The organism is Pseudoduganella albidiflava, assembly GCF_004322755.1.
Lineage (GTDB): Bacteria > Pseudomonadota > Gammaproteobacteria > Burkholderiales > Burkholderiaceae_D > Rugamonas > Rugamonas albidiflava.
The window spans coordinates 6,445,066-6,462,497 of record NZ_CP036401.1; the positions used below are offsets into that span (position 1 = coordinate 6,445,066).

Below are 17,432 nucleotides of genomic sequence, written 5' to 3' on the forward strand. Positions count from 1 at the left end.
CAGTTGGGGCCGGGAAACTCCGCTTTCAAGCAGTCCTGCCGGTGATAGTTGCCTGAAAAATGGGGTACGTCCCCATTTTTCGGGCAACTTTTGCTTTTCTTCAGGACAGGTTCACGGCCTTCAGTTCCACCTTGTGCGGTTCCGGCGGTGGCTCGACGAGTTCGGCGTCGCTCATCGGGCCGTTGCCGCTGTACTTGTCGAGGAACAGGTAGATGACGGGCGTGACGTACAGCGTGATCACCTGCGAGAAGATCAGCCCGCCGCACACGGCCAGGCCCAGCGGCTGGCGCAGTTCGGCGCCGGCGCCCAGGCCCAGGGCGATCGGCAGCGCGCCCATGAAGGCGGCCAGGGTCGTCATCATGATCGGGCGGAAACGCAGGATGCACGCTTCGCGGATCGCGGCAGCGGGTGCCGCGCCCTGCTCCCGCTGCGCCTGCAAGGCAAAGTCGATCATCATGATGGCGTTTTTCTTGACGATGCCGATCAGCATCAGGATGCCGATGATGGCGATCATCGTCAGGTCCATGTCGAACAGCCACAAGGTAAACAGCGCGCCCACCGCTGCGGACGGCAGCCCGGCCAGGATCGTCAGCGGATGGATGAAGCTTTCGTACAGCACGCCCAGCAGTACATAGATGACGGCCAGCGCGGCCACGATCAGGATCACCTGGCTGCCCTGCGATTTTTCAAACACCGCCGCGTCGCCGCCGTAGTTGGTGATGATCGATGGCGGCAGGCCGAATTCCTGGCCCATCGCATCGATCTTCGCCGTGGCGGGGCCCAGCGGCACACCGGGCGCCAGGTTGAACGCCACCGTCACGGCCTGCAGCTGGCCCTGGTGGTTGACGGCGGTGGGGCCGACCGTGCGCTGCACGGTGGCGAAGCTGGACAGCTTGATCAGTTGCCCGGCCGCGTTGCGCACCGACACCTTGTTCAGCGCATCCTCGTAGCGGCGGTCCTCGTCGGCCGCTTCCAGGATCACGTAGTAGCTGGCGGCGGACGAATAGATCGTCGATACCTGACGCTCGCCAAAGGCGAGGTACAGCGCGGTGCGCAGGTCGCCGATCGCCACGCCCAGCGTGCTGGCCTTGTCGCGGTCGATGTTCAGCGTGGCTTGCAGGCCCTTGTTCTGCGAATCGCTGGTCACGTCGCGGAAGTCGGGATCGGCGCGCATGCGCTCCAGGTAGCGCTCGGCCCAGTCGTTCAGCGAATCGGGGCTGACCGATTGCAGCGTGTACTGGTAGCGGCTCTTGCTGGGGCGGCCGCCCAGCTGCAGGTTCTGCACCGGCGACATGTACACCTGGATGCCGGCCACGTTGCGCATCTTCTTGCGCAAGCCTTCCAGCACCTCGGGCATGGCCTGGCGTTCGCCGCGCGGCACCAGCACCACGAACATGCGGCCCGAATTGCCGCCGCCGGTGAACGACACCACGCTCTTCACGGCGGGATCGGCCTGGATGATCGCTGCCACGCGGTCCTGCAGCGCCAGCATCGCGCTCGAGGAGATGTCCTCGGAGGCTTCGGTGTTGACGCGGAACTGGCCGATATCCTCTTCCGGGAAGAAGCCCTTCGGCATCGTCGCATACATGGCCACGGTCAGCACGAACGTGCCCACCGCCACGGCCAGCACAATGTAGCGGTGGCGCAGCGCCAGGTCCAGCGTGCGGCCATAGCCCTTCAGCACGGCGTTGAAGCCCCGCTCGAAGTGGCGGCCGAGGAAGGTATCGTCGCCGGCGTGTTCATGCGAATCGGCAGGCAGGAAGCGCGCCGCCATCATCGGCACCAGCGTCAGCGAGACCAGTGCCGACACCAGCACGGCCAGCGCCACGATCACCGCGAATTCGCGGAACATCAATCCCATCACGCCGGGCATGAAGAAGATCGGGATGAACACGGCCACCAGCGAGATCGAGATCGACACGATGGTGAAGCCCATCTCGCGCGAACCGACCAGCGCGGCCTGCAGCGGCTTCTTGCCGTGCTCGATATGCCGCACGATGTTTTCCAGCACCACGATGGCGTCGTCGACCACCAGGCCGACGGCCAGCGTGATGCCCAGCAGCGAGATGTTGTCCAGGCTGTAGCCGAGCGCGTACAGCAGCGCCAGCGCGCCCAGCAGCGAGATCGGCATGGTGATGGCCGGGATCAGCGTGGCCACCGCGCGGCGCAGGAACAGGAAGATCACCAGCACCACCAGCACGATGGTCAGCGCCAGCGTGAGGTTGACGTCATGGATCGCTTCGCGGATCGATACCGAGCGGTCGTTGACGAGACTGATGTTGATCGACTCCGGCAGCTGGGCACGGAAGCGCGGCAGCAGCGCCTTCACGCTGTCCACCACCTGCACGGTGTTCGCATCCGGCTGGCGCTGGACCAGCAGCACGATGGAGCGCTCGCCGTTGTAGCTGCCGAACGACTTGATCGACTGGAAGCTGTCCTCGACGGTGGCCACGTCCTTCAGCCGCACCGGTTCGCCGTTGCGGGTGGCGATGATCAGGTCGCGATAGTCGGCAGCCTTCATCAGCTGGCTGTTGCCCTGGATCGTCAGGGTCTGCTCCGGGCCATCGAGCACGCCCAGCGGCGTGTTGGCGTTGGCGCTGCGGATCGCCGCCTGCACTTCGGCCAGCGTGAGGTCGCGGGCGTTCAGCAAGTCGGACTTGGCGCGCACCCGCACGGCGAAGCGCTTCTGGCCATTGACGTTCACCTGCGCCACGCCGGGCAAGGTGGACAGGCTGGGCGCGATCAGGTTTTCCGCGTAGTCGTTCAGTTCGGACAGCGACAGCGATGGCGAATTCATCGCCATGAACAGCACCGGCGCATCGGCCGGGTTGATCTTGCGGTAGGACGGCAGGTCCGTCATTTCCTGCGGCAGCTGGCGCTGCGCGCGCAGCAGCGCGGCCTGCACGTCGACGGCGGCTTCGTTGACGTCGATGCTGGAATCGAATTCCAGGGTCAGCGAGGTGTTGCCCTGCGTGCTGGTGGACGTGATCAGCGTGAGGCCGGGAATCGTGGAGAACTGCTTTTCCAGCGGCAGCGCGACGGACGACGCCATGGTGTCCGGGCTGGCGCCGGCCAGGTCGGCCGACACGTTGATGATCGGCGTGTTATAGCTGGGCAGCGCCGCGACGGGGATGTACAGGTAGGCCAGCACGCCCGCCAGGATCAGCGACAGCGACAGCAGCACTACCATCACGGGACGCCGGATCGAGAGCTCGGAAAGGTTCATTCGACGCCACCCTTGTCGTGACCACTGCGTTTGCCCTGCTCGGCCAGGCGCGCTTCGGGCACCCGCGCTTCGGCCACCCGCACCTTGCCGCCCGGGCGCAGGTTCTGCTTGCCTTCGACGATGACTTTTTCATTGCCGGCCAGGCCGCGCACGGCGGCATCGGTGCCGAACGCGTGCACGCGCTCGACATTCGCCACCCTGGCCGTGCTGTCCGGCCCCACGGTGTAGACGAAGGTGCCGCGGGTGTTCGTGATGATCGCGTTCTGCGGCACCACCAGCGCATCGCGCAGCGTCTGCACGGTGACTTCGGTGTTCACGTACTGGCCCGGCCACAGCCGGGTGTCGCGGTTGGCGAACTGCGCCTTCACGCGGATCACGCCCGCCTGCGGGTCGACGGTATTGTCGATGAACGACAGGCGGCCCTCGATCGGGGTCTTGGAATCGCGGTGGAACACCTGCACCGGCACCGTGCCGGCCCGCTGCGCGTCGAGCAGCGCGGCCAGGCTGGTTTCCGGCACCGTGAAGGCGACGTTGATCGGGTCGAGCTGGGTAATCGTCGTCAGCGAGGTGGACAGCTGGACCAGGCTGCCCGGATAGACGTTGATGCCGCCCACCCGGCCCGACATCGGCGCGCGGATCGCCGTGTAGCTCTGGCCCACCTGGATCGCGCGGGCCGCGGCGATATTGGCTTCCATCTCGGCGCGGGCGGCATCGACCTGGCTCTTCAGCGTATCCACGGCGCCCTGGGCGATGAACTTCTGCCGCAGCAGTTCCATGCTGCGCTGGTATTGCCGCTCCAGGTCGGCCAGGTTGGCGCGGTCGCGCGCCACTTCGGCCTGGGCCTTCTGCAGGTTGGCCGATTCGCTGCGGCTGTCCAGCGAGAACATCAGCTGGCCTTCCTTGACGAAATCGCCTTCCTTCACATGCACCTTGACGATCGTGCTGGTGGTCTGGGGATGCAGGTCCACCGTGCTGATGGGGCTCACGGTGCCGTTCGCCTGCAGCACGACCGGCACGTCCTGCCGCTTCGGCGCGACGATGTTGACGGTGGTCGGGCCCTGGCCCCGCTCCTGGCCTCCCCCCTGCCCCTTCTCCTGGCCGCGGCCGCCGGCGGCGGCATGCTGCCCTTCCTGCGGCGCCCGCGCGACGTGCCAGGCGCCGGCGCCAGCGACGATGGCGGCAGCAACCAGTACTCCCAAGGTGGTCTTTTTCATTTTTTATACTTGCTGGATGATGATGATTGGATTATTTCCCTGCGGAACTAATCGGACATTGTCGCATCGAACTGCTACCGCGTCGTTACGTGCAGGCCATTGCCTGCCGCGTTGACCTGCCGCGTTGACCGGCCGGTTCGGCCGGCTATTTCCCGGCATAGAACTCGGGCAAGGTCAGCACCGCTTCCAGGCCGCCGGCATCGCCGTTGGCCAGGCTCAGCGTGGCGCCGTGCTGTTCGGCGATATTGCGGGCGATCGTCAGGCCCAGGCCCGTGCCGCCGGATTCGCGCGAGCGTGACGTTTCTACCCGGTAGAACGGTTCGAACACGCGCGCCAGCTGGTCTTGCGGAATGCCCGGTCCTTCGTCGCGGATGCGGATGCGGGCCGCGCCGGCCAGCCGCTCGACCGTCACGTGGGCTTTCTGGCCATACTTGACGGCGTTGTCGATCAGGTTGACGAGGCAGCGCTGCACGTCCAGCGGCCGGCCCAGCAGCGCCATGCCTGCCCTGCCTTTCAGTTCGACCGGCTGGCCGGCGTCGATGGCATCGGCGCACACGCTGTCCAGCAGCGAGTCGAGATCCAGCTTCTGCATCGTGCCGGTGGTATCCATGCTGCGCGCCAGGTCGAGGCCCTCGCGGATCATCTGCTGCATCGCCGACAGGTCGCCGATCAGCTTGTTCTGCAAGTCGGCATCGCTGACCTTTTCCAGGCGCAGGCGCATCCGCGTCAGCGGCGTCTGCAGGTCGTGCGTGATCGCCGCCAGCATTTCGGTGCGCTGGATGATGTGCTGGCGGATGCGGCCCTGCATCGCGTTGAACGCGGCGCTCGCCTGGCGGATTTCCGCCGCGCCGACCAGTTCCAGCGGCGGCTTGTTGATATCGTTGCCCAGGTCCTTGGCCGCCTGGGCCAGCTGCTTGACGGGCCGCACCGCCATCCGCGTGACGAAGTAAGCAAGGATCGCGATGCACAGCAGGAACGGCACGAAGACGGCGTATTCGTTGTGGCCGGTGGGGATCGAGCCGCGCGGCGGCAGTACCGAGAGCTTCAAGACTTGCCCATCCGTCATCACCACCTTGACGGACTCGCAGGTGCCGCGCCACGGGCCGGGGCCGAACAGCGTCATCGTGCTGGTGCGCTGGTCGCACTGCGGCGGTTTTTCGGCCATCGCGATCACCTGGAAATCGCGCGGCAGGCGCTGCGCCAGCGCCGCGGAGAACTCGGTGGCGGGATGCAGCGTGAGGTCGTTGTCGTTGGCGATTTCCAGCCGCATGCTGCTCTTGCTGGACACGGCCAGGTATTGCGCGCGCGATTCCGGGCGCACCACATCGGTGGTTTCGATGATCTGCTCGGCGCGTTCCAGCGAATGGTAATTCCGGTAACGTTCCAGCGTGCGCTGGCGTTCGTTGATGGCCAGCCACTGCGTGAGCGCGGCCGAGGCCACGATGCCGACCATCAGCGCGAGGAAGACGCGCCCGGTCATCGAATTGACGAAATTCTTCAGTGTGCCCACGTCAATGCGGCCCGCTCACGCGCGCGGCTCGACCGACACGGTGCCGGCCAGCACATAGCCACCGTTGCGGACGGTCTTGATGATCTGCGGCACGCGCGCATCTTCGCCCAGCTTTTGCCGCAAGCGGCTGATCTGGATGTCGATCGAACGGTCGAACGGGTCGGCATCGCGGCCCTGGGTCAGGTTCAGCAGCTGGTCGCGGTTCAGCACGCGGTTCGGGTGTTCCAGGAACACCTTCAGCAGCCGGAACTCGGCGCCGGACAGCATGATCACCACGCCATCGGGATTGAGCAGGTGGCGCGCGGTGAGGTCGAGCGTCCAGTTCGAGAAGCGGATCTGCGACGTCTTGTCCATGCCGCCGGACGGCATCGCGTTACTGCGCCGCAGCACGCTGCGGATGCGCGCCAGCAGTTCGCGCGGCTCGAAAGGCTTCGGCAGGTAATCGTCGGCGCCCATCTCGAGGCCGAGGATGCGGTCCAGCGGTTCGCTGCGCGCGGTCAGCATGATCACGGGCAGGTTCGAATGCGCGCGCAGCTTGCGGCACAGCGTGAGGCCATCCTCGCCCGGCATGTTCAGGTCCAGCACGATCAGGTCGGGCTTGGTCTCGTCGAGCAGCTTCCACATGGCGGTGCCGTCCGCCGCGCCATGAGTACTGTAGCCGTTGGTCTCCAGGTAATCCGCCAGCAGCGTGCGGATATCGCGATCGTCGTCGACGATCAAAATGCTAGGTGTGGGTTCCATCCTCCAATTATCGCCACTTCGGCAGGCGAAGACCAACGGCGGTTTGTATCGTCTTGTATATGGCTGGCCGGTTTGCAAGGAAACAATCGGATACAAAAAGCGGCGGCCGGGACACTTCATGGAAACACTGCGTTGAGAAACTGTTTTCCGTGCAGTGCTGTGAGCACATCCGAATTCACCCCCTGAAGGATTTAAAATGAATATCCTGCGTAAAAGTATTATCGTCGGCCTGACGATGCTCAGTATCGGTTCCGCTGCAATGGCTGCCCCGGCCCAGGAAACGCCGCAACAGCGCACTTATGCGGAAACCCGGTTCGATCCGGTAAAACGCGCCGAACGGATTGAAAAGCGCCAGCAGAAATTGCACGAGGCGTTGAAATTGACGAGGAACCAGGAAGCGGCCTGGGCTACCTATCTTGCCGCCATTGCGCCGCGCCAGGATATTGCCCGGGCAGACCGCGCATCGTTCAAGGAATTGAATGCGACGCAGCGGGCGGAGAAACGCCTGGAATTCTCGAAGGCACGCGTGGCGCACCAGGAAACCCGGCTGGCGGCATTGAAGACTTTCTATGCGGCGCTGACGCCGGTCCAGCAGAAGGTGTTCGACGAGCATTCGCTGCGTGGCAAGCGCAAGGGACACCAGCACCGTCACGGTTGAGCCTCCGGTCGTAAGTTGTGACAAGGGCGGCGCTGCCGCCCATTTTTGGGGCCGCTTCATGCCAGAATCCTGCGTGAACGTGCCAGATATTGGCGCGCAAAGACACGAAGCGGTCCGATTGGGCTCGTTCTCGACGGCTGCGGGGCGAAAAAAAAGCGCCACGCGGGCGCTTTCGGGGTTGGCTCGTTACGTCAGTTCAGCCGGCTCAACGATACCTCGAAGGTCGCGGCATCCTGGAAACCGATGACACGGCTGCCGGCGATTTCGCGGCCATTGCGGTCGAAAAAGATAATCCCCGGCGGGCCGAATAAATTGAAGCGTTTCAGCAGCGCCTTGTCGTCGTCGTTATTCGCGGTGACATCGACCTGCAGCCAGATCGTATTGCCGAGTTTCTGCTGCACCGCGGGTTTGCTGAACGTCAGTTTCTCCATTTCCTTGCAAGCCACGCACCAGTCGGCGTAAAAATCCAGCATCACCGTCTTGCCGCCGGTATCGGCCAGAATACGATCCAGCTCGGCCACGTTTTTGATCCGCTTGAATGGCAATTCATCGGCGGCGCCTTCGCGCAAATGCGCCAGCGGTGCCAAGGGATCGCGCCCGCCAGTGCCCACGCCGATCATCTGGACAATACCAAAGCCGATGAACAACGCGGCGATGGCTTGCGCCGGCCAGCCTTTATGATGCCGCAGTAAATAAATGCCATAGGCAATACCCAGCACTGTCCACCCGGCCATCTGTACTGTTGCCGGTAATACGGGCGATACCAGCCACCATGCCATAGCCAGCAGCAACACGCCAAAGAAGCGCTTGACCGCATCCATCCACGCGCCCGCTTTCGGCAACAGGGCGCCGGCCGAAACACCGGCCAATATCAGCGGAACGCTCATGCCGGCCGCCATCGAAAACAGCGCGGTGCCGCCCATCACCACGTCGCGTGTCTGGCTGATATACACGAGCGCGCCGGCCAGCGGCGCCGCCACGCAGGGGCCGACGATCAGGGCCGAGATGGCGCCCATGACAAACACGCCCGCGAGCTTGCCGCGCGACTGGCGGCCCGACGCGGCGGCAAGCCGGGTCTGGAGCGCAGCGGGAACCTGCAGTTCGTACACGCCGAACATCGACAGCGCGAACAGGACCAGCAGCATGCCGAAGCCGCCCAGCACCCAGGGATTCTGCAGCGCGGCGGCCAGGCCTTCGCCCGCCAGCCCGGCGGCGACACCCAGCGCGGTGTAGACGATCGCCATGCCCAGCGAATAACTCAGCGACAACGCCAGCCCGCGTGCACGGCCGGCCCCTTTGCCTTCGCCGATGACGATCGACGACAGGATCGGCACCATCGGCAGCACGCAGGGCGTGAACGCCAGGCCCAGCCCGAGCAGCAGGAACAGCGGCACGATGACGGTCATGCGGCCGCCCTGCAACGCGCGTTCGATGCGGCCCAGCTCGCTTTGAGGGGGCGGCGCACCCGCTGGAACGCCGCCTGGTTCGCCCTGCGCGGTGGCTGCCGGCGGTGTGTCGCCAGGTGCATCCATCATCGCGTCGCCCGGGCGGCTCATTGCGGGCAGGCCGAAAGCCCCGGCTGCGGACGCCGGACCGCCTGCCGGCGACAACTGCGCCGTGGCATCCTGCGGCGAATAGCACAGGCCCTTGTCGGAACAGCCCTGGCCGGTGGCGGTCAGCGTGAACGGGCCGGCCGCCTCGACCGGCACGCGGATCGTCACGCGCTGGCGGTAGGTTTCCACGTCCTTGTTGAAGGTTTCATCGAACTTGACCTTGCCGGGCGGGATCCGCGGCGTGCCGAGCTGCGCGCCAGCCGCCCTGAACTTGAACTGCTCGCGGTACATGTAGTACCCCTCGGCGATGCGCCAGGTGGCTTCGATGGTCTGCGCATCGGCCATGCGGGCGGAAAACTGGAAGGCGACGTGCGGCGGCAGGAACTCTTCCTCGGCGCGGGCGGGTGCCAGCAGCGACAGGAAGGCGGCGAACAGGATCAGGAGGCGGGGAAGGAAAGACATACGGCGACTCGGCGGGGGAACCATGCGATGGTATATCGAAACGCGCGAATGAGGCGTTGCGGAAAAGAAAAAGCCGGGCAAGCCCGGCTTTTTCAGGTAACGGCTGAGATTACTCTTCAGCGGTCGGTGCTGCTTCGATGTCGCTTGGTTCCGGACGGTCCAGCAGTTCGACGTAAGCCATCGGTGCGTTGTCGCCGACGCGGAAGCCCATCTTCAGGATGCGCAGGTAGCCGCCGTTGCGGGTAGCGTAGCGCGGGCCCAGTTCAGCGAACAGCTTCTGGACGATTTCGCGGTCGCGCAGGCGGGCGAATGCCAGGCGCTTGTTGGCCAGCGTGTCGGTCTTGCCCAGGGTCAGGATCGGCTCGACGACGCGACGCAGTTCCTTGGCTTTCGGCACAGTGGTCTTGATCGCTTCGTGACGCAGCAGCGAAACAGTCATGTTGCGCAGCATTGCCAGACGGTGGGACGAGGTACGGTTCAGTTTACGGAGGCCGTGACGGTGACGCATGGTACTTCCTTTCGAGGTGTTTAATTCCGGACTCTTCGATCGCCAATGGCGCGGGTCGGTTAATAAGGTTAAAAGCGCCCGGGCAATATGCTCGGACGGGTAAAACAATTGCAACTGAAGGGTGGCGAGAAACCGTAGCGAGCAGGGCTCAGTTCCGGCTAAGAAACGCAGCCGTACTCACGTACGGCGAGTATCGCAGGCCGGAAATGTGCCCGCGCAGTAGGTTTATCGCCGCCCCACCAGAATTACTTCTCCAGGCCTGCTGGCGGCCAGTTTTCCAGCTTCATGCCGAGGGTCAGGCCGCGCGATGCCAGCACTTCCTTGATCTCGTTCAGCGACTTGCGGCCCAGGTTCGGCGTCTTCAGCAGTTCGTTTTCCGAACGCTGGATCAGGTCGCCGATGTAGTAGATGTTCTCGGCCTTCAGGCAGTTCGCCGAACGGACGGTCAGTTCCAGGTCGTCGACCGGACGCAGCAGGATCGGATCGACCAGCGGAGCACGCGACGGTGCTTCGGCGGTGGCTTCCGTGCCTTCCAGCGCGGCGAACACGTTCAGCTGGTCGACCAGCACGCGTGCCGACTGGCGGATCGCTTCTTCCGGCGTGATCACGCCGTTGGTTTCGATGTTGATGATCAGCTTGTCCAGGTCGGTACGCTGCTCGACACGGGCCGATTCCACGGCATACGACACGCGGCGCACCGGCGAGAACGAAGCGTCCAGGATGATGCGGCCGATCGTCTTGTTGGTGTCTTCCGACAGGCGGCGCACGTTACCCGGCACATAGCCACGGCCTTTTTCGACCTTGATCTGCATGTCCAGCTTGCCACCGGCGGTCAGGTGAGCGATCACGTGATCCGGGTTGATCAGTTCCACGTCGTGCGGCAGGTCGATATCCGAGGCCAGCACGGCGCCTTCGCCTTCCTTCTTCAGGGTCAGCGTGACGGAATCGCGGTTGTGGACCTTGAAGACCACGCCCTTCAGGTTCAGCAGCAGGTCGACCACGTCTTCCTGCACGCCATCCAGCGACGAGTACTCGTGCACGACGCCGGCGATGGTGACTTCGGTCGGCGCGTAGCCGATCATCGACGACAGCAGCACGCGACGCAGGGCGTTGCCCAGCGTGTGGCCGTAGCCGCGCTCGAATGGCTCCATCACGACTTTTGCGTGACCGGCGCCCAGCGCTTCGACGTCGATGATACGTGGCTTCAACAAACTGTTTTGCATTGAAATGTCCTTTTCATTACCCTCGGCTCGTTACACCGATAAGGCTGATGGCATTAGTGAAAAAGCCCACTCGGTGAGTGGGCAGGTGATTCTGTGCTTGCTACGAACCGCGATTAACGCGAATACAGTTCGACGATCAGCGATTCGTTGACGTCGGCAGCGATTTCGCTACGTTCCGGGAACGACTTGAAGGTGCCTTCCATTTTCTTGGAATCGACCGACACCCATGCCGGCATGCCGACTTGTTCTGCCAGCGACAGCGCTTCCAGGATACGGGTCTGCTTCTTGGCCTTTTCGCGCACGGCGATCACGTCGCCCACTTTCACGTTGTACGAAGCGATGTTCACGACATTGCCGTTCACGGTGAAAGCCTTGTGCGAGACCAGCTGGCGTGCTTCAGCGCGGGTCGAGCCGAAGCCCATGCGGTAAGCAACGTTGTCCAGGCGGGTTTCCAGCAGGGACAGCAGCGTTTCGCCGGTGTTGCCCTTGCGGCGGTCGGCTTCGGCGAAGTAGCGGCGGAACTGGCGTTCCAGCACGCCGTACATACGCTTGACCTTCTGCTTTTCGCGCAGCTGGTTGCCGTAGTCGGAGGTGCGGGCACCCGACTTGACGCCGTGCTGGCCTGGCTTGATGTCCAGCTTGCACTTGGAATCCAGCGAGCGGCGGGCGCTCTTCAGGAACAGGTCAGTGCCTTCACGGCGGGAGAGTTTTGCTTTTGGTCCGATATAACGTGCCACGGTATTTTCCTTAAATATAAATGACGCCCCGGATCACATCGGTGGATGCGAACAGGCGCTAGTCTGACCCTCTAATCCGTCAGACGGTGGCTCAACAAGCCCGCCGACGAAAAATCGACAGGCAAAAATAGCCGGACAGTGTAACCGTTTCCGATCAACTGTTCCAGCGATTTTTACATCAGGGTGACGGTGGCCGGTTCGCGGGGAACCGGCCATGGTCAATGCATCCGATGGTGCTTAGATGCGGCGACGCTTCGGCGGACGGCAGCCGTTGTGCGGCACTGGCGTCACGTCCTGGATCTCGGTGATCTTGATGCCCAGGTTGTTCAGCGCGCGAACAGCGGATTCGCGACCAGGACCTGGGCCCTTGATACGCACTTCCAGGTTCTTGACGCCGCATTCCTGCGCAACTTTACCAGCCGCTTCGGCAGCAACCTGCGCTGCGAACGGGGTCGACTTACGGGAGCCCTTGAAGCCGGCGCCGCCCGAAGTTGCCCACGACAGGGCGTTGCCCTGGCGGTCGGTGATCGTGATGATCGTGTTGTTGAACGAAGCGTGAACGTGAGCGATGCCTTCAGCGACGTTCTTTTTGACTTTCTTGCGAACGCGCGCTGCTGCTGCGCTACTTTGTTGCTTGGCCATAGTGGTTTCCTAGATTATTTCTTCAGCGATTGAGCGGCTTTGCGCGGACCTTTGCGGGTACGAGCATTGGTGCGGGTACGCTGGCCGCGGACCGGCAGGCCCTTGCGGTGACGCATGCCGCGGTAGCAACCCAGGTCCATCAGACGCTTGATGTTCATGGACAGTTCGCGGCGCAGGTCGCCTTCAACAACGAACTTGCCGATCTCATCACGCAGCTTTTCCAGCTCGCTGTCGTCCAGGTCCTTGATCTTCTTGTTGGTAGCAACACCCGTCTGTGCGCAGATGAACTGCGCGCGCGGACGGCCGATACCGTAAATTGCCGTCAGGCCGATCACGGTGTGCTGGTGATTTGGGATGTTAACCCCTGCAATACGTGCCATTCGTTATTCCTCGATTAACCTTGACGCTGCTTGTGACGCGGTTCGACGCAGATAACACGAACGACGCCTTTGCGCTTGATGATCTTGCAGTTGCGGCAGATCCGCTTGACTGAAGCGTTAACTTTCATTTTGCACTCTCTTCTTGGATTCGATACTTAAAATTACTTGGTCCGGAACACAATACGGGCCCGGGAGAGGTCGTACGGCGTCAACTCCACCGTTACCTTGTCACCGGGGAGAATGCGGATGTAGTTCATCCGCATTTTACCCGAAATGTGGCCGAGCACCACGTGGCCGTTTTCCAGCTTTACTCGAAACGTTGCATTCGGGAGATTCTCCAGAATCTCGCCCTGCATCTGTATGACGTCGTCTTTTGCCATGGTGACCTTATCGTGCCATTGCCAATTAGCGGGTCGGAATGCCGCCCTTGAAGTTCGCCTTGCGCAGCAGTGAATCATATTGCTGCGACATCACGTAGTTCTGGACCTGGGCCATGAAGTCCATGGTCACGACCACGATGATCAACAGGGAGGTGCCGCCGAATACAAAGGACACTTTCCACTGGGCTTGCATAAACTCCGGCAACAGGCACACCAGGGTAATGTAGACGGCGCCTGCCAGGGTCAATCGGGTCAGGATCTTGTCGATGTAACGGGCAGTCTGCTCACCGGGACGAATCCCTGGCACAAAGGCCCCGCTCTTCTTCAAGTTGTCCGCTGTTTCCTTGCTGTTGAACACCAGTGCGGTGTAGAAGAAGCAGAAAAACACGATTGCCACAGCATACAGCAGTGCATGGATGGGCTCGCCTGGGCTCAACGAAGCAGCCAGATCTTTCAGGAAGCGCACAACAGGGTTGCTGTTGTCCGCGCCACGTGCGAACCAGTCCACGATAGTGGCCGGGAACAAGATGATCGACGATGCGAAGATCGGCGGAATCACGCCTGCCATGTTCAGCTTCAGCGGCAGGTGGCTGGTTTGCCCACCGTAGATCTTGTTGCCGACCTGACGTTTGGCATAGTTCACCAGGATCTTGCGCTGGCCACGTTCCACGAACACCACGACATAGGTCACGGCTGCGACCAGGATCACGATGATGATGGCGGAGATCGCACTGATCGCACCGGTCGACACCTGGGTGAACAAGCTACCCATTGCGCTCGGCAGACCGGCGGCGATACCGGCAAAGATGATGATGGAGATGCCGTTACCGAGACCACGCTCGGTAATCTGCTCCCCCAGCCACATCAGGAACATGGTGCCGGTCAGCAGCGTCACGACGGTGGTGAAGCGGAACGCCATGCCAGGATCGATCACCAGGCCAGGCTGGGCTTCCAGCGCGACGGAGATGCCGAATGCCTGGAACAATGCCAGGCCCACGGTGGCGTAACGGGTGTACTGGGTGATCTTGCGACGGCCAGCTTCCCCTTCCTTCTTCAGCGCTTCCATTTGCGGCGACACGATCGACAGCAACTGCATGATGATCGAGGCCGAGATGTAGGGCATGATGCCCAGCGCAAACACCGTGAAGCGCGACAGGGCGCCGCCGGAGAACATGTTGAACATGCCCAGCAGGCCACCCTCTTGCGACTTGAACAGTGCGGCCAGCTGTACCGGGTCGATCCCCGGCACCGGGACGTGTGCCCCGATGCGGTAGACTACCAGAGCGCCCAGCAAAAACCACAGACGGTTCCAGGGGAAACCGGCTGCGGCACTTTTAGCAAGCTGCGGATTAGTCGCCAATTTTCGCTCCGTTCAAGCTCAAGCGTCTCAGGCTACCGAGCCGCCAGCCGCTTCGATGGCTGCTTTCGCGCCGGCGGTCACTTTCAGGCCCTTGATGGACACTGCTTTAGTGATTTCACCAGATGCGATCACGCGCACGTCGCGGGCCAGCACGGACAGCACGCCAGCCTGCTTCAACACCAGCAGGTCGACTTCGCCGACTGCCAGGTTGTTCAGGTCGGACAGGCGAACTTCAGCCTTGAAGGTTGCGTTCAGCGATTTGAAGCCACGCTTCGGCAGGCGGCGCTGCAGAGGCATCTGACCGCCTTCGAAGCCGACCTTGTGGAAGCCGCCCGAACGCGATTTCTGACCTTTGTGACCACGGCCGGCAGTCTTGCCCAGGCCGGAGCCGATACCGCGGCCAACACGGCGCTTGGCGTGTTTCGCGCCTTCGGCTGGTTGAATGGTATTCAATTCCATTGTGTTCTCCAGATCGTAAGCCGGGGCTTACGATACAACCTTAACGAGGTAAGCGACCTTGTTGATCATGCCGCGTACCGATGGCGTGTCCTGCAGCTCGGAAACCGAGTTGACACGGCGCAGGCCCAGACCACGCACGGTAGCGCGGTGGTCTTGGCGGGTGCCGATCAGGCCCTTCACCAGTTTGACTTTGATAGTGCTCATGGTCATCCCCTTAAGCCAGAATGTCTTCTACCGACTTGCCGCGTTTCGCAGCGATCTCGGCAGGAGTGCTCATTTTCGACAGGCCGTCCAGGGTGGCGCGCACCAGGTTGTACGGGTTGTTCGAACCGGTGGATTTCGCCACCACGTCCGTCACGCCCATCACGTCGAAGATAGCGCGCATTGCGCCACCAGCGATGACGCCAGTACCAGGCTTGGCCGGGCTCATCATGACGCGCGAGGCGCCATGGCGGCCGGTCACCGTGTGCTGCAGCGTACCGTTCTTCAGAGGCACCTTGATCAGGTTGCGACGGGCTTCTTCCATTGCCTTCTGCACACCGACCGGAACTTCCTTCGACTTGCCCTTGCCCATGCCGATGCGGCCATCGCCGTCACCAACCACGGTCAGCGCCGCGAAGCCCATGATACGACCACCCTTGACCACTTTGGTCACGCGGTTGATCGCGATCATTTTTTCGCGCATGCCGTCATCCGGCTTGTCGCTTTGCATTTTTGCTTGCATTTTTGCCATGATCGTACCCTTAGAACTTCAGACCGGCTTCACGCGCGGCATCAGCCAGCGCCTTCACACGGCCGTGGTAACGGAAACCGGAGCGGTCGAACGCTACTTCGGTGATACCTGCCTTGATTGCCTTTTCGGCGACGCGCTTGCCCACCAGTGCGGCAGCGGCGGCGTTACCACCCTTGCCCGACTTGCCGGCCAGTTCGGCGCGAACTTCTGCTTCCACGGTAGACGCCGAAACCAGAACTTTAGCGTCCGGGCTGATCAGGTTCGCGTAAATGTGCAGGTTAGTGCGGTGGACCGACAGGCGGTTCACTTTCAGTTGCGCGATCTTGATGCGGGTTTGACGTCCGCGGCGCAGACGAGATTGCTTTTTATCCATCGTCAGCCCCTAATTACTTCTTCTTGGTTTCTTTGATCTTAACCACTTCGTCCACATAGCGGACGCCCTTGCCTTTATAAGGCTCAGGGGAGCGGTAAGCACGAACTTCTGCGGCAACCTGGCCGACCTGTTGACGGTCGATACCCTTGATCACGACTTCGGTCGGGGTCGGGGTGGCCACGGTCACGCCAGCCGGCATTGCATGCACGACCGGGTGGGAGAAGCCCAGCGACAGGTTCAGCTTGTCGCCTTGTGCCTGTGCCTTGTAACCCACGCCGACCAGCGACAGCTTCTTCTCGAAGCCCTTGGTGACGCCGGTGACCATGTTGTTGACCAGTGCGCGCAGCGTGCCGGACATGGCGTTCGCTTCACGGGATTCGTTGGCCACATCGAACGACAGCGTGCCGTTGTTGTTTTCAACTTTAACCAGGCCGTTCAGGCTCTGGGTCAGGGTGCCCAGCGGGCCCTTGACGGTGATCGCTTGTGCGGAGATGGCGACTTCGGCGCCAGCCGGCACGGCGATCGGCATTTTAGCTACTCGAGACATGTGTTACTCCTTAAGCCACGAAGCAGATGACTTCGCCACCGACGCCGGTAGCGCGCGCTTTGCGATCGGTCATGACGCCTTGCGGGGTCGACACGATTGCCACGCCCAGGCCGTTCATCACGGTCGGGATTTCATCCTTGCCTTTGTAGACGCGCAGACCCGGACGGGACACGCGCTCCAGGCGCTCGATGACAGGACGGCCGGTGTAGTACTTCAGGCCGATTTGCAGTTCCGCTTTGCCTTCGTTGGAGGACACTGCGAAATCTTCGATGTAGCCTTCGTCCTTCAGGACGGAGGCGATCGCCACTTTGACTTTCGACGACGGCATTGCAACGGTGGTCTTCTTCACACCCTGTGCATTGCGGATACGGGTCAGCATATCGGCGATAGGATCGCTCATACTCATTGCTTATTCTCCTATTACCAGCTGGCTTTGGTCATACCCGGGATTTCACCACGCATGGCGAATTCACGGAGCTTGGTGCGGGCCAGACCGAATTTACGGAAGGTGCCACGTGGACGGCCGGTGATGGCGCAGCGGTTACGCTGGCGGGTCGGAGCGGAGTTACGCGGCAGGGCCTGCAGTTTCAGGCGGGCTTCGTAACGCTCTTCTTCCGACTTCGACTGGTCGTCGATGATGGCTTTCAGGGCGGCGCGCTTGGCGGCGAATTTCTCCACCAGGTCGGCACGCTTCTGTTCACGGTTAATCAGTGCGAGTTTTGCCAT

21 protein-coding genes are annotated in these 17,432 nt (G+C 62.4%); 1 reads left to right on the forward strand and 20 read right to left on the reverse strand.

The window, feature by feature from the left end; translation table 11 throughout:
* Positions 1-100 precede the first annotated feature (100 nt).
* The 4 genes from EYF70_RS26670 to EYF70_RS26685 form a co-directional block, all read right to left on the reverse strand.
* Entirely contained in the window at positions 101-3,226 is a 3,126-nt protein-coding gene (locus tag EYF70_RS26670) for an efflux RND transporter permease subunit (protein ID WP_131148086.1), read from the reverse strand.
* Complete coding sequence (locus EYF70_RS26675) at positions 3,223-4,440, reverse strand: efflux RND transporter periplasmic adaptor subunit (protein WP_131148087.1); 1,218 nt, start codon at positions 4,438-4,440, stop codon at positions 3,223-3,225. Before EYF70_RS26675 ends, EYF70_RS26670 begins: the two co-directional genes overlap by 4 nt.
* Positions 4,441-4,585: 145 nt before the next feature.
* A complete protein-coding gene (locus EYF70_RS26680) occupies positions 4,586-5,941 on the reverse strand; it encodes an ATP-binding protein (protein ID WP_131149371.1) in 1,356 nt (451 codons plus the stop codon).
* A 24-nt stretch (positions 5,942-5,965) separates the two neighbouring features.
* The gene (locus EYF70_RS26685) at positions 5,966-6,691 is read right to left on the reverse strand and encodes a response regulator (RefSeq protein ID WP_131148088.1); all 726 of its coding nucleotides are present in this window, start codon (positions 6,689-6,691) and stop codon (positions 5,966-5,968) included.
* Positions 6,692-6,887: 196 nt separating this feature from the next.
* Here EYF70_RS26685 and EYF70_RS26690 point away from each other — a divergent pair, with 196 nt between their 5' ends.
* Positions 6,888-7,349: a Spy/CpxP family protein refolding chaperone gene (locus EYF70_RS26690; RefSeq protein ID WP_131148089.1), complete on the forward strand. Its 462-nt coding sequence runs from the start codon at positions 6,888-6,890 to the stop codon at positions 7,347-7,349.
* Positions 7,350-7,540: 191 nt separating this feature from the next.
* On the opposite strand, the gene dsbD is transcribed toward EYF70_RS26690, so the two are convergent.
* The 16 genes from dsbD to rpsN all read right to left on the reverse strand — a co-directional run bounded on the left by dsbD (position 7,541) and on the right by rpsN (position 17,432).
* The gene (gene dsbD, locus EYF70_RS26695; protein WP_229420579.1) at positions 7,541-9,364 is read right to left on the reverse strand and encodes a protein-disulfide reductase DsbD; all 1,824 of its coding nucleotides are present in this window, start codon (positions 9,362-9,364) and stop codon (positions 7,541-7,543) included.
* Between the two features lie 109 nt (positions 9,365-9,473).
* Entirely contained in the window at positions 9,474-9,872 is a 399-nt protein-coding gene (gene rplQ, locus EYF70_RS26700; RefSeq protein ID WP_130186535.1) for a 50S ribosomal protein L17, read from the reverse strand.
* Between the two features lie 245 nt (positions 9,873-10,117).
* Positions 10,118-11,095 (reverse strand): DNA-directed RNA polymerase subunit alpha, encoded by a 978-nt coding sequence (locus tag EYF70_RS26705; protein ID WP_130186536.1) that lies wholly within the window; start codon positions 11,093-11,095, stop codon positions 10,118-10,120.
* Positions 11,096-11,208: 113 nt separating this feature from the next.
* Positions 11,209-11,832, reverse strand: a complete 624-nt coding sequence (gene rpsD / locus EYF70_RS26710) for a 30S ribosomal protein S4 (protein ID WP_131148091.1) — start codon at positions 11,830-11,832, stop codon at positions 11,209-11,211.
* Positions 11,833-12,069: 237 nt separating this feature from the next.
* Positions 12,070-12,474 carry a 30S ribosomal protein S11 gene (gene rpsK / locus EYF70_RS26715; RefSeq protein ID WP_028101645.1) on the reverse strand — a complete coding sequence of 135 codons (405 nt, stop codon included), beginning with the start codon at positions 12,472-12,474 and terminating at the stop codon, positions 12,070-12,072.
* Positions 12,475-12,488: 14 nt separating this feature from the next.
* On the reverse strand, positions 12,489-12,854 hold the full coding sequence (rpsM, locus tag EYF70_RS26720) for a 30S ribosomal protein S13 (RefSeq protein WP_130186538.1): 366 nt from the start codon (positions 12,852-12,854) through the stop codon (positions 12,489-12,491).
* Positions 12,855-12,868: 14 nt separating this feature from the next.
* Positions 12,869-12,982 carry a 50S ribosomal protein L36 gene (gene rpmJ, locus EYF70_RS26725; RefSeq protein ID WP_005663407.1) on the reverse strand — a complete coding sequence of 38 codons (114 nt, stop codon included), beginning with the start codon at positions 12,980-12,982 and terminating at the stop codon, positions 12,869-12,871.
* Positions 12,983-13,015: 33 nt separating this feature from the next.
* Positions 13,016-13,234, reverse strand: coding sequence for a translation initiation factor IF-1 (infA, locus tag EYF70_RS26730; RefSeq protein WP_005663428.1), 219 nt, complete (start codon positions 13,232-13,234; stop codon positions 13,016-13,018).
* Between the two features lie 25 nt (positions 13,235-13,259).
* Positions 13,260-14,594: a preprotein translocase subunit SecY gene (secY, locus tag EYF70_RS26735; protein ID WP_130186539.1), complete on the reverse strand. Its 1,335-nt coding sequence runs from the start codon at positions 14,592-14,594 to the stop codon at positions 13,260-13,262.
* Positions 14,595-14,621: 27 nt separating this feature from the next.
* Complete coding sequence (rplO, locus tag EYF70_RS26740; protein WP_130186540.1) at positions 14,622-15,053, reverse strand: 50S ribosomal protein L15; 432 nt, start codon at positions 15,051-15,053, stop codon at positions 14,622-14,624.
* A 27-nt stretch (positions 15,054-15,080) separates the two neighbouring features.
* Positions 15,081-15,263, reverse strand: coding sequence for a 50S ribosomal protein L30 (gene rpmD / locus EYF70_RS26745; protein WP_130186541.1), 183 nt, complete (start codon positions 15,261-15,263; stop codon positions 15,081-15,083).
* A 4-nt stretch (positions 15,264-15,267) separates the two neighbouring features.
* Positions 15,268-15,786, reverse strand: a complete 519-nt coding sequence (gene rpsE / locus EYF70_RS26750; protein ID WP_050409755.1) for a 30S ribosomal protein S5 — start codon at positions 15,784-15,786, stop codon at positions 15,268-15,270.
* 10 nt (positions 15,787-15,796) lie between these two features.
* Positions 15,797-16,159 (reverse strand): 50S ribosomal protein L18, encoded by a 363-nt coding sequence (gene rplR / locus EYF70_RS26755; RefSeq protein WP_130186542.1) that lies wholly within the window; start codon positions 16,157-16,159, stop codon positions 15,797-15,799.
* A 13-nt stretch (positions 16,160-16,172) separates the two neighbouring features.
* Positions 16,173-16,706, reverse strand: coding sequence for a 50S ribosomal protein L6 (gene rplF, locus EYF70_RS26760; RefSeq protein WP_131148092.1), 534 nt, complete (start codon positions 16,704-16,706; stop codon positions 16,173-16,175).
* 10 nt (positions 16,707-16,716) lie between these two features.
* Positions 16,717-17,112, reverse strand: coding sequence for a 30S ribosomal protein S8 (gene rpsH, locus EYF70_RS26765; protein ID WP_131148093.1), 396 nt, complete (start codon positions 17,110-17,112; stop codon positions 16,717-16,719).
* Positions 17,113-17,126: 14 nt separating this feature from the next.
* Positions 17,127-17,432: a 30S ribosomal protein S14 gene (gene rpsN, locus EYF70_RS26770; protein ID WP_130186545.1), complete on the reverse strand. Its 306-nt coding sequence runs from the start codon at positions 17,430-17,432 to the stop codon at positions 17,127-17,129.

Bases quoted from the DNA above. Each gene is read 5' to 3' on its own strand.
- EYF70_RS26670 (WP_131148086.1), bottom strand. From the start codon at position 3,226: ATGAACCTTTCCGAGCTCTCGATCCGGCGTCCCGTGATGGTAGTGCTG.
- EYF70_RS26675 (WP_131148087.1), bottom strand. From the start codon at position 4,440: ATGAAAAAGACCACCTTGGGAGTACTGGTTGCTGCCGCCATCGTCGCT.
- EYF70_RS26685 (WP_131148088.1), bottom strand. From the start codon at position 6,691: ATGGAACCCACACCTAGCATTTTGATCGTCGACGACGATCGCGATATC.
- EYF70_RS26690 (WP_131148089.1), top strand. From the start codon at position 6,888: ATGAATATCCTGCGTAAAAGTATTATCGTCGGCCTGACGATGCTCAGT.
- dsbD (WP_229420579.1), bottom strand. From the start codon at position 9,364: ATGTCTTTCCTTCCCCGCCTCCTGATCCTGTTCGCCGCCTTCCTGTCG.
- rplQ (WP_130186535.1), bottom strand. From the start codon at position 9,872: ATGCGTCACCGTCACGGCCTCCGTAAACTGAACCGTACCTCGTCCCAC.
- EYF70_RS26705 (WP_130186536.1), bottom strand. From the start codon at position 11,095: ATGCAAAACAGTTTGTTGAAGCCACGTATCATCGACGTCGAAGCGCTG.
- rpsK (WP_028101645.1), bottom strand. From the start codon at position 12,474: ATGGCCAAGCAACAAAGTAGCGCAGCAGCAGCGCGCGTTCGCAAGAAA.
- rpsM (WP_130186538.1), bottom strand. From the start codon at position 12,854: ATGGCACGTATTGCAGGGGTTAACATCCCAAATCACCAGCACACCGTG.
- rpmJ (WP_005663407.1), bottom strand. From the start codon at position 12,982: ATGAAAGTTAACGCTTCAGTCAAGCGGATCTGCCGCAACTGCAAGATC.
- infA (WP_005663428.1), bottom strand. From the start codon at position 13,234: ATGGCAAAAGACGACGTCATACAGATGCAGGGCGAGATTCTGGAGAAT.
- rplO (WP_130186540.1), bottom strand. From the start codon at position 15,053: ATGGAATTGAATACCATTCAACCAGCCGAAGGCGCGAAACACGCCAAG.
- rpmD (WP_130186541.1), bottom strand. From the start codon at position 15,263: ATGACCATGAGCACTATCAAAGTCAAACTGGTGAAGGGCCTGATCGGC.
- rpsE (WP_050409755.1), bottom strand. From the start codon at position 15,786: ATGGCAAAAATGCAAGCAAAAATGCAAAGCGACAAGCCGGATGACGGC.
- rplR (WP_130186542.1), bottom strand. From the start codon at position 16,159: ATGGATAAAAAGCAATCTCGTCTGCGCCGCGGACGTCAAACCCGCATC.
- rplF (WP_131148092.1), bottom strand. From the start codon at position 16,706: ATGTCTCGAGTAGCTAAAATGCCGATCGCCGTGCCGGCTGGCGCCGAA.
- rpsH (WP_131148093.1), bottom strand. From the start codon at position 17,112: ATGAGTATGAGCGATCCTATCGCCGATATGCTGACCCGTATCCGCAAT.
- rpsN (WP_130186545.1), bottom strand. From the start codon at position 17,432: ATGGCAAAACTCGCACTGATTAACCGTGAACAGAAGCGTGCCGACCTG.